We start from the raw sequence: 23,604 nt of genomic DNA on the forward strand, positions 1-23,604 counted from the left end.
TGAAACTTGAAACCTGAAACCTGAAACATTTTTTTTATGCTAAAAGCTTTGTCAAAGTCTAAAAACTTTAACAAAGTTTGAAAAGTTCCAGACTGTCAACTGCGACTGAATACTGATAACTGATCACTGATCACTGATCACTAAAGCGTAACTTCTTTAGGACACGAAATGCTTAAAGCAGCCGGTTTAGGATAAGTTCTATTGTTGTACATTCTGTATTGTGTCGATACTGTTCCTCCAAAAAGTTTTTCGTTGGTTAATTTTAGTTCAAATGAGATTTCATACAAACCAGTACTGATTTCTTTGTAGGTTCCTTCGCCAGAAATTGCAATGACATGAGTATTTGTAGCACTAGATCCAATTGTAATATCTTGTGGAATTACTAATACAGTTCCTTCAGTTTTGCTTGTTCCGTTTGCTGGGAAAAATTCTAAAGCCGAAGTGATATTAAAACCAGGCGAAATGGCTGCCGAGTTACTTTCGTTAGAAAACCATCTTTTTAAACCAAAAGAGTTTACAGTATTGGTGCCGCTCGCAACGTTAAAACCAATTTTAAAAGCATCATGATACACATCATCATTTGGATTTGCTGTTCCTTTGTCGCTGTACAAAATAGCATTTTCATTGTCTTTCGTCACTACAACTGGAAAAGTCAGAGCGTTAAAAGTCTGCCATGTACAATTTCCGTTATTATTAAACCAATGTTCTCCATAAGTCAAATAAAAAGCATTTGTTGGGTCTGTAAATTTAGAAGCCGGATTTGCTTGAATATCTCTTGGTGATTTTATTGGTTTTACAACAGTCAAGGTAAGATTACCTGTTGCATTGTAATTGGTTGTATTGACCAAAGTAATCTTTGATTCATAACGTGCATCGTCGTTTTGAATGTCTTCCAATAAAGTTAAATGGTACGTTATAGAACTTCTGTTATCTCCGTAATCATCATGAGTCAAAGAATACTCAAAACCATTTTGAAATTTGAAGATCGAGACTTTTTCAATTTCTTCAGGAAAGAATCCATTTGGAAAATTCACTTTAAAATCGATTGTTTCGCCAACTTCACCTTTTACAACATATTGGTTTACTGGAAAAGTATAATTGGTAGCAATCGTTCCTAGTTCAATTTTAAAAGTATCATTAAGATATTCTGTGTTTCGATTTCCAATATGAATTTCAGGATCTGATACTGTTTCTAATTTTAAGGTAATACTTTGTTTTGCCGACCATCTTTTATCAAAAGAAACTGCAATAGTATCTGTTAGTTTAGTCCCTTGAAATGTTAATTGATTAACAGGGTTTACAGTAAAACTTTCGTTATCACCAGTTGACGAAACAGCACTAAAATTGGCAGTCACGGCATTTTTTAATGACTGCGCTGTTAAGGCTACAGGGATTTTTAATGTTTTGACAGAGTTGTTTGTATAGGTGGATTGGGGCACCAAAGAACCATTTACAGCAGGATATTCTAAAGGTGTATTATCTGTTTTTACCAAAAAATTAAAACGGATAAACGGATCAATTTCAGAACCTAATTTATAATCGTCTTTTGAACAAGACGCTAATAAAGATGCGGTAATTACTATTGCGAATGTCTTAATAAGATTCATTTTGTTTTAAATTAGGGTTAAGGTTGGTATTATAAGTTGGTATTGGCAGTACATATTTTAATGACGGATAAGTCAAACTACATACATTAGCAATACAGCCGTCATTCCTAGAAATGTCTCTATGATTTCGGGCAATATCAAAAAACAAAAAGCCTTCAAAACATAATTCTTTTCTTCTTTCTAAAAAGATATTCTCTTTTAGATTGGTTGTATTGGTTAATAAACTTGCATTTGAACGAGCTCTGATGGTATTAATATCGGCCATTGCTAAATCTGCTCTGTTGGTTTCTAAAGCGGCTTCTGCACGGATTAAATACATTTCGCTTAATCTAAAGGCTACGTAACCAGCGTTGTTTTGATACTTTCTTGTGAAATTGTAATTAACACCTGTAAGCATACCATTTACCAGAGTTTGTAAGGATTGCGTAAGGAATAATTGTTTTCTTAAATCGTTTTTTTCGTATAAATTAATCAAATCATTTGAGGCAACATACTTTTGGTAACTTGTAGCAGAGGTATATCCAAAAACTTGTGACATTGAAGATGAGGCAGCGCCTTCTGTATCTTTTGGAGTAGAAAACTCCAGTAAAATTTCAGAAATAGGAAGATCAGCCTGCGCCCATTGCGCTACATAATCTGCGGAAGCAGATAAAGCAACACCAGAAGTTGTAATCACATCGTTTGCAACATTATAAGCATTATTCCAATCGCCTTTTTGAAGATAAACTCTAGCCAATAAAGCTTTTGTACTATTACGATTAAATAAGGAATAAGCCGCTCCTGGTAGAAGAGATGCTGATGAATAATCAGTAATTGCGGTTTCCAAATCTTTTATAATTAACGTGTATACTTCAGCAACAGTTTTTCTGGATGGATATTGGATTCCAGCTTTAATAGATTCTGTATTGTAAACGATTCCTAAATGAGAAGCATCTGGAGTATATTTATAATCCTGACTGTAAACTAGTGATAACAGAAAATGTGCATAAGCTCTAATCGTTAATGCTTCGGCCATAATTTGATTTTTCTCTTCATCTGTTGCATCGTTTAATCGAGGAGTGTATTCTAAAATCAAGTTCGCCTGATTGATAATATCATAACTTCCGTCGTAGAATGGCCTGAAATTACTAGTCAAAGCCAAGTCATCAAAAGAATAAACCTGCTCAAGATTTGCTGGCGGAGAAATCTGGCCTCTGTTGCCTCCAGATATTGTTGGGGTAAATTTTATATTTCCTCCTTGTAAGTCGGCATAAGCCGCATAACGTTCGCCACGTAAATTGGCTTCAAGTTCTGTATAAAGTCCTGTCAAAGCTTGTAAAACGCCTTTTTTGTTTTGTAAAAGTTCGTCTATAGAAGTTTGTGTTCCAGGTTCTTGTTCCAAAAAGTCACTACAGCTTTGTAATGAGAAGATCAGGAAAAATAGAGATAGATATTTTGAATATTTCATGGTCTTAAAATTTAGCATTAACTCCTAATGAGATTGTTCTTGCCTGCGGATAAGTAAAGCGGTATTCTCGAATTCCGTTCATTCCTTTCGGAGCTTTCTCTTTGTACCAATAGGCCACATTCGTAGCATCAGCAAAAACAGAAAGATTGTCTAGGAAAGTATTTTTTAGCGGTACATTATAGCTTAAATTAATATTGCTGATTTTGATATACGTAGCGTCATAAACATATTTGCTTAAATTAGGTAAAATAGGAGATGACGTTACAGCAGATTGTGATACAATATCTCCTGGATTTCTCCAATGATCATAAGCATTTACAGAAAGGTTTCTGTTTAATGTATTAGAATATTTATCGATCAAAACATCAGAAACTAAGAAATCACCACCAATTTGATAATCCCCTCTAATAGATAAACTTAAATTATTAAAAAATGTAAAGTTGTTGAAGAAACCTCCATACGCATCAGCTTGTTTGTCTCCAATTGGCACCCAGTCAGCAATCGTATACGTGTCATTGTATGTTTTAGCATCGTATATTTTGCCATTTTTTTCGATAAGGTCTCGACCAGTTGCAGGATCAACCCCAACCCATTTGATTCCCCAAATAGTACTGTTGCTGAAACCAATTTTTTGTGCTAAAGCTAAATTGGCTAGTGAATAGTCGCTTCCCAAACCTTTCAAATCTGTTACTTTACTGTCTACAGTAGAAATGTTGAACGCTGTTGTCCATTTAAAAGCATTGCTTTTTACCCATTTAATTCTTGTAGTCAATTCAAAACCTTTATTGTACATGCTTGCCGCGTTCAATTGTACAGAGCTGTATCCAGTTTCAGTAGGAATATCTCTTGTCGTAATTAAATCGCTTTTGTCGTCATAATAATATTCTACTGTTAGTTCAATTCTATTGAAAATATTAAAATCAAATCCAGCGTTGAATTTTGTGTTTTTTTCCCAGCTCAAATGACCATTTGGAGCTTCAGTAGGTGTGGCTCCAATTCCTCCATTGTATCTGTTTTGCACCACATTATACAATCCTTTAGATCTATAAGAACCAATTCTAGAGTTACCTGTAGTTCCGTAGCTGGCCTTTAGTTTTAAGAAATCAATCCATGAGTTAGATTTAAGAAAATTCTCGTTGCTGATAATCCATCCAGCACCAAGACCACCATTGTTGGCAACATCTGTATCGTCACCAAAAACAGAACTCTGATCACGACGATAGTTAGCTAGTAAATAATAACGTTTTTTATAATTATAATTTATCTGAGAAAACATTGAAACTCTAGAGTTATAACTAATTTCACTTCTATAGGATTGTCCAGCTTTAGATTCATCAACATTTGGCGTAGCAGGATTATCATCTCGAATAGCATCTGTAATTTTATTGATGGTCGCCGGATTTACGAATCCAACCCCAGACGAGTAATGAAAATTGGTTTTATCTTCACTTAATTCAAAACCAACAACACCGTCTACAGCATGATTTTCTGTAATATCTTTATTAAACAACGCTTGTCCCTGCCAGTTCCATTTTGTTGAATTTCTTTCGTTTAGAAGTCGGCGTCCCCAAGCAGGGTATAAAATTCCATTAAGCGTAAAAGAACCAGTAAACTGACCACTTTCATTTGCTCCAGAAAAGTAACGATCTTGATCCTTATCGCTGTAATCTATACCAAAAAGAGTAGAAAATCTAATATTGTTATTCAGTTTATAAGATAAATTTAAACTACCTAAAAGACCAAAAGTCTGAGTTTCATTTTTATTCTGCTCGATCGCCGCCAGCGGATTTCCTCCAGTTGAAGCAATTAATCCCATATTTGAGTAGGAGCCATCTGCATTATAAGGTGAAATGGTTGGCAGATAAGCAAAGCTGTAAAAAATATTTGGCGCATCTTTTTGTACAAAGCTTGGATTCAGCATTAAATTAATATCCCATTTTCCAGAGCTGTATCCTAAATTAATTCCAGCATTTAACTGTTTGGTCTCGTTACCAAGCTGTGGCTCATCAATTTTGGTATAGCTGACATTTGTTCGGTATGAAAATTTTGATGTAGAACCTGAAACGTTAAAATTGTATTTGTTGTAAATACCTGATTTATTCAATAAGTTAAACCAATCTGTATTAACACCATTGTAAGTTATTGGAGCATAATTTGTAGTGGTGTTTTTTAAGTATTCGTTTCTTATTTCAGTATATTGTTCACCATTTAAGTATTTAATTTGGTTAACAGCAGAAGAAACCCCTAACTGATTTGAGAAACCAAATTGTGTTTTCCCTTTTCTCCCTTTTTTGGTTGTAATTAAAATTACACCATTTGCACCATCAGCACCATAAATACCTACGGCAGCGGCATCTTTTAAAATAGAAATAGTTTCAATGTTTTCTGGTGCAATTTTCATTAAAGGATTGGCTAGATTTTCAGAATACATACCGCTTCCGTCAAAATCACCGCTGTCAATAGCGTATTCTTCACTCATTACAACACCATCAACAATAATTAAGGGCTGAGAGGAAGTACCTGTAATAGCACCATTAAGAGAGGATAAAGTACCTTGTCCACGAATATTAATTTTAACAGGACCACCAACTCCAGAAGTATTTTCAACTAATACACCCGCAATTTGACCAGTAATCATTTTGTCAAAACTTTCAGAAGCTTGTTCTACAGCAATGTCTTTGGCTTGCAGCGTAGAAATACTTCCCACAATTTCTTCTTTTAGTTTTGTGGTACCATAAGAAGAAGTAACTATAACAGGATTCAATTCATCGGTTACTTCCTGAAGGTAGAAAACAAAATCTTTTTTATATTCTGCCTTTATAGACTGCGTTTCCATTCCTAAAAAACCAACTTCAAGAACCTGATCTTTAATGTTGTTTCCTTTTAATTCATAAGCAAATTTTCCGTTATAATCAGTTATAGCGCCCATTCCGGTTCCTTTGATACGGATTGTGGCTCCCGGAAGCGGCTGTCTGTCTTTTGCGCTGTAAACGGTTCCTTTTATAATTCGATCGGTTTCCTGAACATCCGCATTCGATCGGTCAACAGGCGTAGCATCGGTTAATAAAACTTGCTTTTTCTGAATGTAATAGGAGATATTTGTGCCTTTTAATAACTTTTTTAAAGTCGTTTCCAACGAAGCATTATCCACATCAATATCGGCTAATTGCTCTGCATCTATTTTTTTAGCATTATAAATGATTCTAAAATCAGTTTGCGCTTCAATCGATTTGATAATTTGGCTTATAGGTTTGTTTTTGACATGTAAAGTAATCGTTTTGTTTTGCGCAAAACCTTTAAAACTGGATATAAGGAGGGCTAAGAAAAACAGAATTTTTCTTAAGTTATTAGGTATCATTAAAGTCATGTTTTATTTAGTTATGGAAAATAGGTGTAATGGTTATTGTTTTTTGTTCAATAGAATAATTAAAAGGCGTGTCACGTTTTAGAAGATCTAAAATGTTCTCGACACTAGACTCACTGATTTTAATTGAGCCGGTAAAATTCTGTTTGGCCAAAACAGCATTTTCGTTGATGATTTCAACGTCGTAGGTACGCTCAATTATTTTTGTAATCGTAGAAAATGGGGTGTTGTTGAAGGCAAGTTCACCTTGTGTCCAAGCTTCGTAAAAAGAAGTTTCAACGTTCTTCGTTGTAATTTTCTTAGACTGATTCTGCCATATAGCCATTTGGGAAGGCTTTAGCAAAACAGTATTTAAAGGATTTTCTTTTTCAGACATTTTAATGCTTCCTTCAACCAAAACACTGCTTACGGTTTTGTCTTCAGGATAAGCACTTACATTAAAACGCGTTCCAAGAACTTCAATTTCTGTCTGATCAGAATGTACAATAAATGGATGTTGCTTGTCTTTAGCAACTTCAAAAAATGCTTCACCGGTTAAATAAACATTTCTTTTTCCATTTATTCCAAATTGTTCAGGGTAACGTAAAGTAGTGCCGGAATTTAAACTTACCAGAGTGCCATCTGAAAGTTTAAGTTTAAAAGTTTTTCCGTACGGAATTTTTAAGGTATTGTATAAAACGTCTTTGTCCTGAACTTTTCCGAAATAAACAATCTGATCGGGAAATTTTCTGGCAACCAGTTCGCCTTTATCATTTACCAATGTATTCAGATTTTTTTCGGTAAAAAATTCTAAACGGCCATCGCCTAATTCCAGAACAATTTCTTTAGAAACAGTTGTTCTTTCATTAAAATAAAAAGCTAGTTTTCCTAAACCAAATAAAACAACAAGAATGGCCGCGTATTTAAAATACGTTCTTATTTTATTTTTTGGTTGTAATGCAACAACAGGAACTTCACGTGAAATCGTTCCAGAAAGTGCTGTTAAGGCCCAAGTCTTTTTTAAAATTATAAATTGCTTTTTGTTTTCTTCTGAGGCTTCAATCCATTCAAAAAGTTGTTCAACTTCTTGTTCTGAAGCTTCATTAGATAAGTATTTATAAATGAGTTCCGATGTCATAAATGCGTTTTTAAATTTCTCGCTATTATTAGTACACTTCAGAATTAAAATACCCTACCTTTTATTCTTAATTATTGTAAATAAGGATAAAAATCAGGAATAAATAATCGGATAATTTGGTCTTTAAAATCTTCAAAGCCTTTGTCATATGGGCTTCTACGGCTTTTAAAGTCACTTCCATTTCTTCGGCGATTTCTGCATTTTTTTTATTCTCGAAGCGTTTTTTAATAAAAACTTCGCGGGTTTTTGGAGGCAGTTCGCTGATAGATTCCAGAATAATACGTTCTAATTCTGTTAATTCTAGAGTGTCAAATTGAAGAGAATTTAAAACTTCGATATCCAATTCTCTTTCTTTGTGGTTAAGGAGGTCATTCTTGAATTTGTTTTTCACTTTATTGTGACGAATTAAATTCAAGCATTTCGATTTGGCGTAGGTAAACAAGAAAGCCTGAATTCCGTTAAGCGATTCAACGTTTTCTTTGTTTTGCCATAAGTGTAACAGGGCTTCCTGAGCGAGATTTTCAGCTTCGTCTTGGTCATAAATAAACTGAACGCTGAACGATTGGATTCTTCTAAAATATTTATCGTAAAAAAAAGTATAAGCAGTCTCGTCGCCTTCTTTAAAGGACTTGAAAAGATTTAATTCGAAACTGTTATTTTGGTTCATTAAACGAAATTTACTTAGAAAAAGCAATATTAAGTAAATTTTAAAAACTACTTGTATCTGCTAAGAAAGTGGCAAATATAAAAGTTTATTTATATTAATTCTAAATAAAATAAAATTAATGAATGTTTGAAGAAATTTTATTCAGAATAGGTTTAGAAAGTATCAATTAAGATAAAGTTTTGTCATTTCGACGAAGGAGAAATCGCACACGTATATCTATAAAGATTGGCGACAATAGCAACGGAATTTCTAGTGTGATTTCTCCCTATGGTCGAAATGACAAATCTGTGACTAAAATTGTGTTACGTTGATTTTTATCGCAATCCCGATAGCTATCGGGAGCAAGTTTTTTTTGATATGTTGGGTTTTATAAAAACGTAATCCCGATAGCTATCGGGATGCAAAGCTTTGTGTAGAAAACTTTGCGAATTTTTTTAGCCACAGATTAAAGGATTAAAATGATTTAAATCTGTGTTAATCTGTGAAATCTGTGGCTAAAATAATAGGAAAAGAAAAAAATATTTGCGTTCCAATGGTTGAAACCATTGGCTATGTTTTACCATCTTTGCGAACTCTCAAAACAAAGTTTATTAACAAAGCCTAAAAGAAAAACTTAGCGACCTTTGCGTTAACCTTTGCGCTCTTTGCGGTTAAAAAAAAACTTTGCGGTAAAAAAATTAAGCAGCTAGACGATTAAAATTCCTCCATCCGAAACCAATCAATACAAAAATGAAAAGCAATAAAGGCATAAACGCTTTTAAAAAGCTGATTTCTGTTGCATCTTTAAATGTTTCAACTTTATAATTCTCCCATTTTTGCTGATCAACCGCTTCATTTTTAAAAATTTTTGGATAAAAATGCAAACGAAGTTTTTCATGGAATTGAGTCGTTTTTTTCAAAAACAAAAGCTGGTTATGTAAATCCGATTTGGCAATTTCGTTTAACTGAATCTGCGTATGAAGCGTTGGAATAAACTGCGCAATCAATTCACTGGTGCGGTTTCGTTGTTCCAACTTAGTTTCCAATTCCTTAGACTGCACTGCCGATTCGTCGTCGCCCATTTGCTGCATGGCGTAATACCAAAGCCAGGTAAATTCTGCTTTTTCATCCAATTTGTAGGTTCTAAACTGCGGATAATGTTTATAAAACTTCTCCATAGTTTCATTTTTATCTGTATCCCATTTTTCGTGGTAAGCATTTCGCTGTGTTATAGTTAGTTCTAAAGCTTCTGGAATTTTGTATTTATTTACGATAAAAGCATTAATTCCTGCTGGAACAATAATGATTAAAAACAGCCAGATGGTAAGCAATGAAACAGCATTAACATTAGAATGCATTTGCAGCGAAACAATGAAAAAACAAACCACAAACCAAAATAATATATAAAGAATTCCGATTCCGAAGAAAACAAAAAAAGATTGATCTAACGGAATGTTTAAGAACAAAACAGCAGTAAATAGCAAAACCGTAAACAAAGCAATCAAGCTCAAAATCCTAACATAAAACAATTGCAGAATATATTTGAAAGTATTCTGACTCTGCGTTGCCACAATTTTCCAAGTACCGCTTTCTTTTTCTTCGGAAATAACATTATAAGAAAAAGCAATAATCAGCAACGGAAATAAATAGACCAATACAAAACTAAAATCGATATTTCCAGACAAAAGATTGTTCGGATTATTAAGTTCTGTATCGTATTTCTGACCTTCTAAACCACGAATGGTAACATTTTGAATGGAAGGATTAACATCGCGCTGGCCAATGGCTAAACTGTTTATGGGGAATGTGTTATTGACTAAAGAGAACTTAATATAATATAACAAAAGTCCTATTTCGTCCTTATGAAACGCTGCATTTCTGGCAATATGTTCTTTCTGATAAATCGTTGCTTCCTGAATACTTTTTTCTTGCTTATCCTGAAACTGTTTTCCAATTAAAAGACTTATAAAACCTATGCATAACAGAAAAAGCAATCCAATTTTAGTCCCTTTTGACCGAATGAAATTTTTGAATAATAATGACAACATAATTAAATAGCTTTAAGTTTATGGGACGCGATTCTAATCAAAATAAAAAGTGCAGCAATCCACAGCAGAGTTGAAATGATAGAGACAATTTCGTTTTTGAGAACCGTTCCAATTTTTTCTGGTTCATAATGAAATTCATCGACTTCTGCCCAATGTTCTTTTCCTATAATTTTTGGTTTATCCGATTTTGTATTGCTGATGTATTTGATCTGCAAAGCATTCATTTTCTGAGCCATTGCATAACGATAATCTTCGGCTTGTTTTTGGAAATCGATATACGATTCGTAATCGGTATTCGATAATCCCATCGATAGATTTTTGATGGCGATGTACGGATTCAAAAAAGAAACGGTTTTAGAAAAGCTATTTTGCTTTTTATAAATCTTTAGAAGTGCCGCTAAATGTTCGTTATAAATTCTCGAGCTTATTTTTTCGCCTTCGGTCATAATAAATCCCGAATAATTGAACGGAAGTTGCTGTACCGAATCGACTTTATAAACCAAAAGCAAGGAATCTTTAATCGCTTTATAATGCGGATCATTCGGGTTATGACTGTCGCCTTCTTTTAAAATATCTTTTTCGATATCACTGTTGAACTGGATTTTAGAAGGAGCTTCATAAATATAAGCGCCGATTGCCTGTGTAGTTCTTGGCAGAATAACGGTAAATAACAGCCAAATTCCAATAAGCGTAATCAATGCTTTTTTAGAAGTTTTGCTTATCGCCGAAACTAAAACCGCAATCACACAGAAGAATAGGAGATAAGCCAAATGAAAAAGGATGAACAAAAGCATTTTTACTGTTTCGTCTGCTGTAATAGAAAAGTTTTGTAAAAACAGCCAGACCAAAACTAAAACGATAATGGTTGGAACAAAGAGCAGCATGATTACGCTGGCAATTCCTAAAGTTTTTCCAATTAAAAGCTGTTTCCAGTTGATTCCCTGCGTTAAAAGAATTTTTAAAGTTCCGTTTTCACGTTCGTAAGCAATGGCATTAAAACCTAAAAAGAAAATTAGCAACGGTAATAAAACCTGTAAAACCATCGCAATACTGATTTCTCCGAAACGAAGCATGCTGTTTGAAAAACCGGCTTCAGAGAAATTGGCAGTATTTTGTTTGTGCGCTTCAAGGAAAATAGCATTTCCGAAAAAAGGTTCCATTCCGAATTCGAAAACACTCAAAGGCGTGCTTTTTCTAAAGGCAAAATTGCCGTAATGCGCCATTCGATGCGGATTCTTATCTGGATTTTTTAACCAGTCTTCACGAGATTCGTGTTGGTATTTTTCGCTCGTTTCATTTTGGCTTTTGTAATTGTCCCAGCCTGTAAAAGCCGCATATAAAAGCAAAATGCCAATGAAAGCAGTTATGATATAGATAGCAGGATTTTTAAAAATAGATTTTCTAAAATGTCTGGCTATCAGGATTTCTGATTGTACTATTTTCATATCAATTAAAATCTATAAGTTACGGTAAGATTTACGTTTCGCGGACTTCCCGGAAACAATCTCAAATAATTTTGTGCGCCCAGCCAATAGGTTTTGTTTAGAAGATTTCCGGCGTTTAAGGCAATCTGCATATTGCTTCCGTTTGGTTTATAATAAATAGCGGCATCAAAAATGGTAAAATCGGGAAGCGTAAAATCTCTTGTAAACCAAGGCACTTTACTGCTTTGATACTGCATTCCAAAACCAATTCCGAAATCATCCAAAATCGAATCAGAATTAAAGTTGTAGCGTGTCCAGAGATTAGCACTGTTTTTTGGCGTATTTTGTTTTCTCTGTCCAATTAATGCAACATTGGCATCATTGGTAATTTCAGCATCAATATAGCTGTAAGAGGCATTTATCTGCCAGTCTGGAGTAATATATCCTGCTAGATCGCATTCAAAACCACGGCTTCTTTCGGAACCTCTTGTAACCAGTAAGTCAGGGTTTACAGGATCATTGGCATTCATTAAAATATTTCGCTGATTAATCTCGTAAACGGCTGCGTTAAAACTTACTTTTTTATTGAAGAAAACGGCTTTCATACCAAACTCTTTTAAATCACTTTTCAATGGTTTAAATAAACTTCCTCCAGGCAGACTTCCTGTTTGAGGCATTAAAGTGACTGTATTAGACTGTGGTTGATAACCTTCAAGATAGGTCGTGTAAAAGTTAATTGCCTCGTTTATTGCATAAGTAATCCCAATTCTTGGAAGTAATGCCGTTTTTTTAACAGTTAATTCATTATTAGTTTCATAATTCGTAATGTCTTCGAACCATTCGTTTCTTAATCCCAATAAAAAAATGAATTTATTCCACTGAATCTGATCCTGAATGTACACAGCATTTGTTGTAGTTAATGCTGATGGAAGTGCTGTACGAACATTTAAAATATAATCCTGCGTATTTCGTAAAGCATAAGACGGATTGTTTAAATCAAAGAAATTGACATTTGGTTTTGGCAGTACAACACCATTAACAGTTACGGTTTGATAATTAGAGGCATTTGCAGGAACAAAAGAATTAGCTACAGTACCATCGTTTAACAAATAACCTCTTGCTGCATTTTGTCCGCCTCCTTTGTTTTTATTCCAGCTGCTGAGATCATATCCTGTCAATAGTTTATGATTGAGCTTTCCGGTCTTAAAATCAAAATTTAAATAAGCACTTAAATTGTCAATATCCCAATATTGATGGCGCTGTACATATTGCATCATCGCAAGACTTGTCACAGGCTGATTGTTTATATCAACGGCAAAAGCATTTGTGGTGCGGTGTTCTTGAAGATCTTCTGTCCAAGTCTGTTTCATATAAGAAGCATTGAAACCCACTTTCGAAGAAAATTTATGCGCAAAATTGGTCATCAAAATCATTTCTTTTGATTTGAAAAAATCTCCTGAAGCTCCCAAATTTAAACTGATTGGCGTTTTGTTTAAATCTGTTTTTCCGGCTACAGCGCCGAAAATAGGTTGTCCGCGATCTAAAACTCCAGTCATGTTGCTCAAAATTAATTCGGTATTGATAGCCGTTTTTTCATTTGGAATATAACTGAAGGAAGGCGAAAACAGGAACGATTTATTGTTCACCAAATCACGATACGATTTTGCTTCCTGATACGCTCCGTTTACACGATACAAAAGTGTTTTGGACTCATTTATAGGTCCTGTAAAATCTAAAGTTCCGCGTAAAGTGCTAAAACTTCCAACAGAAAGACTGACTTCTTTTCGATCAGTTGCTAAAGGTTTTTTGGTCACCATATTGATACTTCCTCCAGGATCTACAGACGAAAATGTGGCGCTCGAAGGCCCTTTGATAACTTCAACACGTTCAATATTACTCGTTAAGGGCTGTAGGAAATAATATTGTCTTGTTCGCATTCCGTTAATAATCTGTCCTTCTTCATTCTGGCTGATGCCTCGAATGGTATATTGATTGTAATAACTCGCCGGAATTACACCGCTTGTCATTTTTACAACATCAGCGAGATAAATGGCATTTTTATCGGCAATTAATTCTTTGGTTATGGTCGAAATGGACTGCGGAATATCTTTGTTTAATGTTGCTGTTTTGGTTGCAGAAAAAGAATAATCGCTGTTGTACTTTCGCGTTGAGCGCCCAATAATTTCAACAGTCTGCAATTCATTTCTTTTGGATTCTAATACCAAAGAATCTTTAGAAATGCTGTCTCTTACTTTTCCGCCGTTTTGTGCTTTTACAACGGAAATGGTACTTACTATAAAAAGTAAAGAAAGTGTGTTTTTCATTTCTAAACGGTTTGTAAATACAAATCTTCCAGTTCGTTGGCCGAAATTTTATCCGCTTCGATAACCGTTACAAGATTTCCCTGTTTCATAATTCCGATATGTGAAGCCACTTCACGGGCTCTAAAAATATCGTGAGTGGCCATTAAAATAGCCGTTCCGTCTGCCGAAAGTTCTTTTAAAATCTGAGAGAATTCGTTGGAAGCTTTTGGATCTAAACCACTTGTAGGTTCGTCCAGCAAAAGTACTTTAGCTCTTTTAGCAATAGCAATCGCGATTCCCACTTTTTGACGCATTCCTTTAGAATAACCGCCCAAATTTTGATCATGAGCTTTAACTTGTAAACCTGCTTTGTTTAAGAAATAAGTCAGTTCTCCTTTTGAGTATTTAAAACCTGCCAGCGAAGAGAAAAATTTAAGGTTTTCTAAACCGGATAAGTTTGGATAAAGCATGACGGTTTCCGGAATGTAAGCCACAAATTCTTTGGTAGTTTTTGCGTTTAAGGTAACCGGAATATTATTGATGGTTAAAGTTCCTTCAGAAGGTTCTATAAAACCTAGAAATAAATTAATTGTAGTGGTTTTTCCAGCGCCATTTTGTCCTAAAAGAGCAAATATTTCGCCTTCTTTAATCGTTAAATTTAGGGCATTTAAAGCAGTATAATCACCATATTTTTTGGTGAGATTTTCAGCTGTAAGCATATTTTCGTATTTGGATTAATTTTTTTAAATAAAAGTATTTCATGACGCATGTCTAAAGTGCATCAAAAGAATTTGAGATTTGAATGGAGGTTTACATCGGTTTATTCGCTAAAGCGTAAATGCATTAATAACTCTTTTTCAAACAAACGGAATAAAAAGAGAGTTTTTACAAAATGTATAAATCAAAGTAAACCTAGAACAGCAGGAGGCGCTCTTAATGCAAATAAACTGCCTTTGAAGAATGCAGAGACAGCTTGAGTGAAAGCTAATACAGCTTTGGTTTCAATTTGTATTTTCTGAACAATTACAGCTTCAAATGTATTCGGAATATAAATGCTGAATGCAAAATGACAAACATGACATTTACTATCTACATCGTGGCTATGCGTAATTTCTTTTTGATTGGCATTGGTATGATGCTCACAAGGTTTTTCTGCAAACTGTTTAAAAACATGTTCATAGGAATGCATAGTCTGAAATAGCATTGCGGACAATACTACAATAGACATAAGGAAATTGATAATTAAAAATCGCTTCTTCACTCCAAATAAACAGCTGGTTTTTTAGTGGCATTAAAAACGCAACAGTGTTGCAAAGATAGATATCTGATTTTGAAATATTCTAAAACCAACTTTATTTTTTTGAAAAGTTTATTCGTAAACTCTTATTTCATGCCCATTTTACAGGTTATTGTATAATAATTGCAAAGTATGAAAGTCAGAAGATCCATCAAAATATTTGTGCAAAACTTCCTGAAAAAGCGGTTCACTGTTCTGGACACTGGCAAATAAAGTCATCGAAGATTTTAGTTTTTCAATATCATCAGTTACAAAAATTTCCTCGACTGTTTCTTCTTTTTTGATTAATTCGGAAGTGATTTCAACCAGATGTTTTCCTAAAATGGGATGTTCGAGAAAAGCAATTGCTTCGTCTGCATTTTTGATTTCGTAAAATTTAGAGGTGTCGCTGGAACCCATTCCTTTTATCTGAGGAAATACAAACCACATCCAAGGAGATTCTTTTTTACCATTTTTAATTTCGTCTAGAGCGGTCAGATATAATTTGTTCTGCGCATCTAAAAAACGAAGCAGTTCATTGTTGTTGTAGGCCATTACTTACTGATATTTTTGGGGGCTATCAGGTGATAAATCTACTGAAAATATATTTACTTGTATAGTATGAAATTCTTTTTTTTAACAGTGTTTTCAACCAAAAAGTTACAAAAGAATTATTGGAAATTTGAGACTAAATTCTAACAAAATAGATTATATATTATAAGAGAAGTTTTTCGATAATAATTATGCTTTAATAGAAAAAATCGTACTAAGAATTGATTTTTATGTTATAAAATATAGTTTTAATTCGTAATTCTGTTATGATTTTCCTATTTTTACTAGACAGGTAGTTTGAAAACTGCTGTCATGAATTAAAATTTCAAATGATATTTACCACTTAGATATCAATTTTCTAACGAGCAAAATACGCTCACTTAAAAAACAAATGCTTATGAAAATAGGATTAATCGGATTCGGAAAAACTGGAAAATCAGTAGCTTCAATATTATTGGAAAATAAAAAATTCTGCTTGGAATGGGTTTTAAGACAAAGTACCGTTTTAGAACATAGATCAGTTCCAGAATTTTTTGGAGTGCAGTCAGACGAACCCGGCTTAATCTATTCTAGTTCCAAAACTTCTATTGATGAGTTATTGGAAAAACACCCTGTCGATGTTATTATTGATTTTTCTTCTAGTGAAGGAATTTATACTTATGGAGAAGTTGCAGCAAAGAAAAATGTAAAAATCATTTCGGCTATTTCACATTATAAAGACAAAGAATTGGCGTTTTTAAAGAAACTGGCCAAGAAAACAACCGTATTTTGGTCGCCGAACATTACTTTAGGAGTTAATTTTTTATTGTTTGCATCTAAATTTTTAAAGAAAATAGCGCCTTGGGTAGATATCGAAGTAAATGAAGAACATTTTAAAACCAAGCAGGGAACCTCTGGAACAGCGGTAAAAATTGCTGAAGCTTTAGATATTGATAAAGAAAATATCAATTCGGTTAGAGCGGGTGGAATTGTTGGAAAACATGAGGTTATTTTTGGATTCCCTTTTCAGACCGTACGTTTAATTCACGAATCTATTTCGAGAGAAGCTTTTGGAAACGGAGTTATTTTTGTTGCCGAAAATATTAAAGAGAAGGAAAAAGGATTGTATAATTTTGAAGATATTTTGACACCTTATTTTACAGTGTAGTTTTTTTGCCACGAAGGCACGAAGACACAAATTTTTTTTTCTCATATTTTTGTCATTTCGACTGAAAGGAGAAATCACACTCGTATTTACACAAAGAGAATCGCCAATCTTTGTAGAGTTTCTGGTGTGATTTGCTTCGCCTATTCGCTATTGCTCGGGTCTCCTTTCAGTCGAAATGACAAATCATACATAGCTATTTCCTAAAAGTCAAAGCTTTCATATATTCCAAATTCATTCGGGCAATAGAGAGAACCGAAATTCCCTGTGGACATTCAATTTCACAGGCTCTTGTATCGGAGCAGTTTCCAAAACCTTGAAGATCCATTTGTTTGACCATGTTAAGAGCACGTTTGGGAGCTTCTACTTTTCCTTGTGGCAGCAAAGCCAAATGCGTTATTTTGGCTCCTACGAACAAAGCGGCGCTGGCATTTTTGCAGGAAGCTACACAGGCGCCACAACCAATACAGGCAGCGGCATCAAAAGCTTCTTCTGCGGTTTCATAAGAAATAGGAATACTGTTGGCTTCCGGTGCTTGTCCTGTCGAGGCTCCTATAAAACCTCCTGAAGCAATAATAGTATCAAATGCTTTTCGGTCAATCTTTAAATCGCGTAAAACGGGAAAAGCTTTGGCGCGAAAGGGTTCAATATAAATTGTATCACCATCTTTAAAACTTCGCATATGAAGCTGACAGGTTGTGGTATTTCTTAAAGGCCCATGTGCTCTTCCATTAATCATAACACCGCATTGTCCGCAAATTCCTTCCCGGCAATCGTGATCGAATTCGATAACTCGTTCGCCTTGCTGAATTAGGTTTTCGTTTAGGAGATCCAACATCTCAAGAAAAGACATATGTTCTGAAACTCCATCAATTTCATAATCTGTCATTTCTCCTTTTGATGAAGTATCAAACTGTCGCCAAATTTTTAGATAAAGTTTCATGGTACTTATGTTTGTTGTTTGTTGTTGCCCTTAGTTCTTTATAACTCTTAACCCTTAACTCCTAACTTATTTATAACTTCTAACCGCAAGTTCTACCGCTTCGAAGACTAAAGGTTCTTTATGAAGTTCTGGTTCTTTATTTTGTCCTTTCCATTCCCAAGCCGAAACGTAACAGAATTCTTCATCATTTCTTACGGCTTCTCCATCTGTAGTTTGGTATTCTTCTCTGAAATGTGCGCCACAGGATTCTTCACGTTGTAAGGCATCGTAGCACATTAATTCGGCTAATTCTATGTAATCGGCAATTCGGCCAGCTTTTTCCAGTTCACTGTTTAAAGTGTTATCGCCTGTAATTCTGAGGTCTTTTTCAAATGAAGCTTTCAATTCTTTAATTTCAATTATGGCTTCTTCGAGATTTTTTCTGTTTCTGGAAAGACCACATTTTTCGTAGAGAAGACGACCGATTTTTTTATGAAAATAATCTGCTGAAAGTGTTCCGTTGGTATGCAAAAAACGATCTAATTGTCTTCTGACAGTATTTTCAGCTTCTTCAAAAGCAGGATGTGAAATATCAAATTTTGTTGCGTTTAATTCGCCAGCTAAATAATTTGGAATCGTGTAAGGTGCAATAAAATAACCGTCGACACAAGCCTGAAGCAATGAATTTGCACCAAGACGATTGGCACCATGATCGGCAAAATTGGCTTCGCCTAAAGCAAATAAACCTGGAATTGTGGTCATTAATTCATAATCGACCCATAATCCGCCCATTGTAAAGTGTGCAGAAGGAGAGATTAACATTGGTTCTTTATAAGCGTTTATTCCAGTAATCTTTTCATACATGGTAAAAAGGTTACTGTACTTAGCTTCGATTTTATCTTTTCCCTGAGCTTTTATGGCATCAGAGAAATCGAGATAAATAGCATTTTTCATTGGACCCACGCCATGTCCAGCATCGATTCTTTCTTTGGCGGCACGGGAAGAAATATCTCTTGGCGCTAGATTTCCAAAAGAAGGATAACGGCGTTCTAAATAATAATCTCGTTCTTCTTCGGGAATGGAATTGGCAGTTCTTTCATCATTTGCTCTTTTAGGAACCCAAATGCGTCCGTCATTTCGAAGTGATTCTGACATTAAAGTCAGTTTGGACTGATTTTCACCATGCTGCGGGAGTGAAGTAGGATGAAACTGAATCCAGCTCACACCAGCCATATAAGCCCCTTTTTTGTGTGCTCTCCAAACAGCAGAACTATTACAGCCCATTGCCAGAGTAGACAAATAATAGACTTTTCCGTAACCACCAGAAGCCAGTACAACGGCATCAGCCACATGACGTTCTAGTTTTCCTGTTTCGAGATTTCGCGCTATTATGCCTTTGGCTTTGCCATCAATAACAACTAATTCAAGCATTTCGTGGCGAGTATACAGTGCCACTTTTCCTAAAGCAACCTGTCTTTCCAGAGCCTGATAAGCGCCCAATAAAAGCTGTTGTCCGGTTTGTCCTCTTGCATAAAAGGTTCGGGAAACCTGAACGCCTCCAAAGGATCGATTGTTTAAATAACCAGCATATTCTCTTGCAAAAGGAACGCCCTGCGCTACAGCATGATCAATAAGATGAGCAGAACATTCGGCTAAACGATAGACATTGGCTTCACGCGATCTGAAATCACCGCCTTTAATGGTATCGTAAAACATTCTGAAAGTGCTGTCTCCATCGTTTTTGTAGTTCTTAGCTGCATTTACACCACCTTGTGCAGCGACAGAATGGGCACGTCTGGGAGAGTCTTGAAAACAAAAAGACTTAATATTATAGCCTTGTTCTGCCAGAGATGCCGCACATGAAGCACCTGCAAGACCTGTACCAACGACTATAATAGTAAGCTTTTTTCGATTTGCCGGATTTACCAGTTTGGCTTTCGCTTTATAAGTACTCCATTTTTCAGAAAGAGGTCCTTCAGGTATTTTTGATTTCATCATTTTTATTGTTTTAAAATGAATGGATACAAAACTTTAAAAAGCAATTATACTTTAGAGACTCTAATATACTATAAAAATCTTATAAAATAAAATTATTGTTTGCTGATTATCATGGCTTTATTGCTTGCGTCTGATTTTATGAAATAGATTCCGGAAGGATGTTCAGAAATGGAAATAACATTTCCTGTGCCTTCTTTAATTTTACTCCCTGTGACAGAATAAATAGTCCATTCCAATTCCTTTGACAAATGAAATATTCCTTTTGACGGATTGGGATAAACTATAATTTCGTTAGATTCTTCATTCGGATTTTCAACGCCTAAATTGCAGTTTTCTACCATATAAGCAACCGTTTTCGTATTGTTACCATTTGAATTTGTTACAGTTAATGATACGTTTCTAGTTCCTTCAGTAGAAAAAATAACAGCATGAGGACCATTTCCCGTTGCAGTTTGTGGTTGTGCGCCTGCGCCAAAATTCCAGGAATAAGAATCAACAGTACCAACAGAAACCGATGTGAAATTTACAGCAGTATTTAAACAGCCCATTTGCGGACTGAATTCAAAATCGGCAATAGGAGCAGTGGTACTTCCAGAAAGTACGAACTCCATTTTATTTACATTGATGTCATTTTCTTCAAAGTATAACATAATTACATGAGTTCCTTGTGTCAATGGGATATTTGGAATTGCAACCGTCTGCCAGTTCTGAAAACCTCCTGTATTAGGTATATTGACAGTTCCGGTTGCATTTATGCCATCTACTTTTAAATGTAGTTTTCTTGTATTGTAGGGAGTAGCAATTCTCAGATTTATAGTATAATTTCCTGTCGTATTTACTTTCGCAGTATATTTCAACCATTCATCTTTTACAACATACGCCAGATTAAATCCACCTTCGTTGCAGGCTTCAGTTCCAACTCGGTCGCCCGGTCTGTAGGCAGTGTCACCGCCGGCATTTATATCGAAAATTGCCTCTGGACCAATATCATAGTTTTCAGCTTCGATAATACCTGGTATTTGAGCAATTATTCCTTGGTAAGGAGCATTTTGAAGTACAGTTGGAGTGTAAAATGCAGTGTAAGTTATTGTTCCTGTCGCTGGCGCTTTAAAAGTTTGATTAGCAGTTCCGCCTTGACTCCAATGATCGAAATCGTAGCGAATATTGCCTACATACTGAGGAGTTGGTGCATTTAACGTTTGTAAAGCAGCATTGGCTACAACTTGTTTTGTAGAAGGCGCGGTAACAGGTTTTTGATTGAATTCTAAATTCAGAGGAACTGGAGAACTTGTTGTCGTTACATCAACCAAATTAGGTTTAATATCCACAAAACTTGTTGCGGTTAATCCATTACTGTCAGTTACTTTTACGGTAAAACGATACCAGACATTTGGCGTTTTTTCGCCTTGATTGGAAGCAGTGAAATTTCCAGATTTCACACCTTGCGGACTTGCTCCTGGATGGGAATGTCCTGCTCCCGGAATGTCTTCGTGAAAAAGATCCATGCTCCATGAAAATGCGCTTGCGGGAAGTACTCCGTCTTCAATATCGTTTGCTGTGGCTTCAAAATAAACAATATCGTCAGCATTCCATTTTAATGTTGGTAATGGAGAAATTATGGATACTGTTGGAACATTGCTAAATGGGGTTACAGTTAAAATAGCCTGATTACTTGTTACATTTCCTGCTGAATTGGTCACCACAACTCTGTAATTTCCAGCATTTGAATTGGTCACGTTTGGAATGGTATAACTTGCCCCAGTTGCTCCGTTAATAGTAACATTGTTAAACTGCCATTGATAAGTTAAACCAGTTCCACTTGCCGAAACTGTAAAAGTTACAGGATTGGTTTCCATTATAGACTGAGAGAGTGGATGGTTTACTATTGTTGGGGCAGCAGTTTCAATATAGTCGAGTTTGATTAAGGAACCGTTGTTTCCATAAGCACAATAATAAATGTATCCATCGTTTCCTAACATCATTCCCAACGCCTGCTGTTGTGGAGCGGTAAAAAAGACGGTTGAAACTGGATCGGCAATATTTGGGTCAAATGATCTGATTTCTGTTCGGACAAAATCTTTAATGATAAATTTTCCCTGAAGATTTGGATAACGTGATATAGTTGGATTATAAAGTACGCCATTAGTCAAGGCATTTCCAATACTTCCAGTTGCGTATGTAAAGATTGGATTCGTAAATAAATTGGTTTCGGTTTGTTTTCCGTCGCCTCCCTGCGGATGTCCCCAGGCATAATTACGAATAGTGGGATTACTGATTTCATTTACTTCTTCCCATGAAGTTCCTACATCTAAAACAAAAAGTTTGTTGGCAGTTTCATTAGCAACTAATCTCCACGGATTTCTAAAGCCATATACCCAGATGCTTTGTCTTTGTATAGAACCGCTTCCATAGTAAGGATTTCCAGGAGCAGGTTCTCCGTCCTCTGTCAGACGAAGAATTTTTCCTTTATAAGTATCTAAGTTCTGAGAATTGGTATTCAGCTGACTGTCACCAACAGTGACATATAGGTAACCATTAAAGAATTTTAAGTCACCGCCATTATGAAATCCGCCACCAATTGGCTCCAAAAGCAAGATTTCTTGCCTGCTAACAACCTGATTGTTGGCATCAATCTTAATTCGTTCAATTCTATGACGAATTACATTGGCATCATTTATAGAATAAAAAACATAAATGTATCCGTTCGAAGTGAAATTCGGATGTAATGTAAGTCCGAGTAAACCTTGTTCGTTGTCAGTTACAGTTGTCACGGTAAACACAGTTGAAACCACACTATTCTGGAATACTTTTACGATACCGCCTCTTTCTGCTATAAAAATTCTTCCATCAGAAGATTGTTCCAAAGCGAGTCCTTCTCTTATTACTGCAGTAGGAGCAAGGTTTTGGGTAATATATTGTGAGTAGGATAGTGAGGAAATAAATAATATTACAATAAGTAATAATTGCCTAAGTAGTTTTTGGATTCTAAGTAGTAGATTTTTTTTCATATTTATTCAGGATTTTTTTGATTTGGGTACTCAAATTTAATTCTTTTGTGCGTAATTGTTTGTTATTCAGGTGTTATGTTTCAATAATGACAAAATGATGGCATTGCTGCATTCAAGAATACTTGATAGTTATAATTTTTCTGTAAAGTTTTTGTAGTGTTTTGATTGTACTTCAAATGCTCTAAAAAGTCTCAGTAAAAATGAAAAATCTTTGAAGTGCTTAATCTATTTTGTGCAATTGTTTATTTTATTTGTTTGATATATCAAATAAATAATTATATTTGATATATCAATTAATTGCATAAAAATGAAGAAGAAAACACCAACTGGTACCGTACTTTATACTATTGAACAGACTATAAAGGAGTACAGGAAAATTTGCCAGAAAAACATTCAAAAAATAGTGAGTGATATTACAGTTGATCAGTGTTTGGTATTAATTATCCTGAATGATAATTCAAATATTTCTCAAATCGAGATGGCAAGACTCATTTTTAAGGACAATGCTTCTGTTACTAGAATTATTGAATTAATGGTTAAAAAAGATTATCTGGTTAGAGAAGAAAATGAATTAGATAAAAGAAAATCAAAGCTTGTAATTACCGAAAAAGGTTTGCATACAATAGATTTGCTGACTCCTGTCTTTAATTTAAACCGGAAAACGGCACTCGATGGTTTGTCTGCGGAAGAAATTGAACAGCTTGATCGAATTCTTCATAAAATAATTTCAAATTGTAAAACTTCATAA

The 23,604-nt window shown here is 34.9% G+C and carries 16 protein-coding genes; 2 read left to right on the plus strand and 14 right to left on the minus strand.

The window, feature by feature from the left end; genetic code table 11:
- Positions 1 to 140: 140 nt before the first annotated feature.
- The 11 genes from BM289_RS14960 to BM289_RS15010 form a co-directional block, all read right to left on the minus strand.
- A complete protein-coding gene (locus BM289_RS14960) occupies positions 141 to 1,607 on the minus strand; it encodes a hypothetical protein (RefSeq protein ID WP_091494955.1) in 1,467 nt (488 codons plus the stop codon).
- On the minus strand, positions 1,594 to 3,054 hold the full coding sequence (locus BM289_RS14965; RefSeq protein ID WP_244165383.1) for a RagB/SusD family nutrient uptake outer membrane protein: 1,461 nt from the start codon (positions 3,052 to 3,054) through the stop codon (positions 1,594 to 1,596). Before BM289_RS14965 ends, BM289_RS14960 begins: the two co-directional genes overlap by 14 nt.
- A 4-nt stretch (positions 3,055 to 3,058) precedes the next feature.
- Positions 3,059 to 6,412, minus strand: a complete 3,354-nt coding sequence (locus BM289_RS14970) for a SusC/RagA family TonB-linked outer membrane protein (RefSeq protein ID WP_244165384.1) — start codon at positions 6,410 to 6,412, stop codon at positions 3,059 to 3,061.
- 16 nt (positions 6,413 to 6,428) lie between these two features.
- Positions 6,429 to 7,535 (minus strand): FecR family protein, encoded by a 1,107-nt coding sequence (locus tag BM289_RS14975; protein ID WP_091494961.1) that lies wholly within the window; start codon positions 7,533 to 7,535, stop codon positions 6,429 to 6,431.
- Positions 7,536 to 7,602: 67 nt separating this feature from the next.
- Positions 7,603 to 8,202: an RNA polymerase sigma-70 factor gene (locus BM289_RS14980; RefSeq protein WP_091494963.1), complete on the minus strand. Its 600-nt coding sequence runs from the start codon at positions 8,200 to 8,202 to the stop codon at positions 7,603 to 7,605.
- A 677-nt stretch (positions 8,203 to 8,879) separates the two neighbouring features.
- Complete coding sequence (locus BM289_RS14985; protein ID WP_091494965.1) at positions 8,880 to 10,229, minus strand: DUF3526 domain-containing protein; 1,350 nt, start codon at positions 10,227 to 10,229, stop codon at positions 8,880 to 8,882.
- 2 nt (positions 10,230 to 10,231) lie between these two features.
- Complete coding sequence (locus BM289_RS14990; RefSeq protein WP_091494967.1) at positions 10,232 to 11,674, minus strand: ABC transporter permease; 1,443 nt, start codon at positions 11,672 to 11,674, stop codon at positions 10,232 to 10,234.
- Between the two features lie 5 nt (positions 11,675 to 11,679).
- Positions 11,680 to 13,977 (minus strand): TonB-dependent siderophore receptor, encoded by a 2,298-nt coding sequence (locus tag BM289_RS14995; protein WP_091494969.1) that lies wholly within the window; start codon positions 13,975 to 13,977, stop codon positions 11,680 to 11,682.
- 2 nt (positions 13,978 to 13,979) lie between these two features.
- Entirely contained in the window at positions 13,980 to 14,675 is a 696-nt protein-coding gene (locus tag BM289_RS15000; protein WP_091494971.1) for an ABC transporter ATP-binding protein, read from the minus strand.
- Between the two features lie 182 nt (positions 14,676 to 14,857).
- Entirely contained in the window at positions 14,858 to 15,184 is a 327-nt protein-coding gene (locus BM289_RS15005; RefSeq protein ID WP_091494975.1) for a hypothetical protein, read from the minus strand.
- A gap of 171 nt (positions 15,185 to 15,355) precedes the next feature.
- Positions 15,356 to 15,787: a DUF1810 domain-containing protein gene (locus BM289_RS15010; RefSeq protein ID WP_091494977.1), complete on the minus strand. Its 432-nt coding sequence runs from the start codon at positions 15,785 to 15,787 to the stop codon at positions 15,356 to 15,358.
- A 394-nt stretch (positions 15,788 to 16,181) separates the two neighbouring features.
- Between BM289_RS15010 and BM289_RS15015 the strand changes: the two genes are divergently transcribed.
- Positions 16,182 to 16,931, plus strand: a complete 750-nt coding sequence (locus BM289_RS15015; RefSeq protein WP_091495394.1) for a 4-hydroxy-tetrahydrodipicolinate reductase — start codon at positions 16,182 to 16,184, stop codon at positions 16,929 to 16,931.
- 193 nt (positions 16,932 to 17,124) lie between these two features.
- Here BM289_RS15015 and BM289_RS15020 read toward each other — a convergent pair whose 3' ends face one another.
- From BM289_RS15020 to BM289_RS15030, 3 genes are all read right to left on the minus strand, one after another.
- Entirely contained in the window at positions 17,125 to 17,871 is a 747-nt protein-coding gene (locus BM289_RS15020) for a succinate dehydrogenase/fumarate reductase iron-sulfur subunit (protein ID WP_091494979.1), read from the minus strand.
- A 66-nt stretch (positions 17,872 to 17,937) separates the two neighbouring features.
- Positions 17,938 to 19,848, minus strand: coding sequence for a fumarate reductase/succinate dehydrogenase flavoprotein subunit (locus BM289_RS15025; protein WP_091494981.1), 1,911 nt, complete (start codon positions 19,846 to 19,848; stop codon positions 17,938 to 17,940).
- A gap of 92 nt (positions 19,849 to 19,940) precedes the next feature.
- The gene (locus tag BM289_RS15030) at positions 19,941 to 22,856 is read right to left on the minus strand and encodes a PQQ-dependent sugar dehydrogenase (RefSeq protein ID WP_091494983.1); all 2,916 of its coding nucleotides are present in this window, start codon (positions 22,854 to 22,856) and stop codon (positions 19,941 to 19,943) included.
- Positions 22,857 to 23,163: 307 nt separating this feature from the next.
- Here BM289_RS15030 and BM289_RS15035 point away from each other — a divergent pair, with 307 nt between their 5' ends.
- Complete coding sequence (locus tag BM289_RS15035; protein ID WP_091494985.1) at positions 23,164 to 23,604, plus strand: MarR family winged helix-turn-helix transcriptional regulator; 441 nt, start codon at positions 23,164 to 23,166, stop codon at positions 23,602 to 23,604.

Origin of the sequence: Flavobacterium phragmitis (genome assembly GCF_900112575.1) — a bacterium.
Classification (GTDB): domain Bacteria; phylum Bacteroidota; class Bacteroidia; order Flavobacteriales; family Flavobacteriaceae; genus Flavobacterium; species Flavobacterium phragmitis.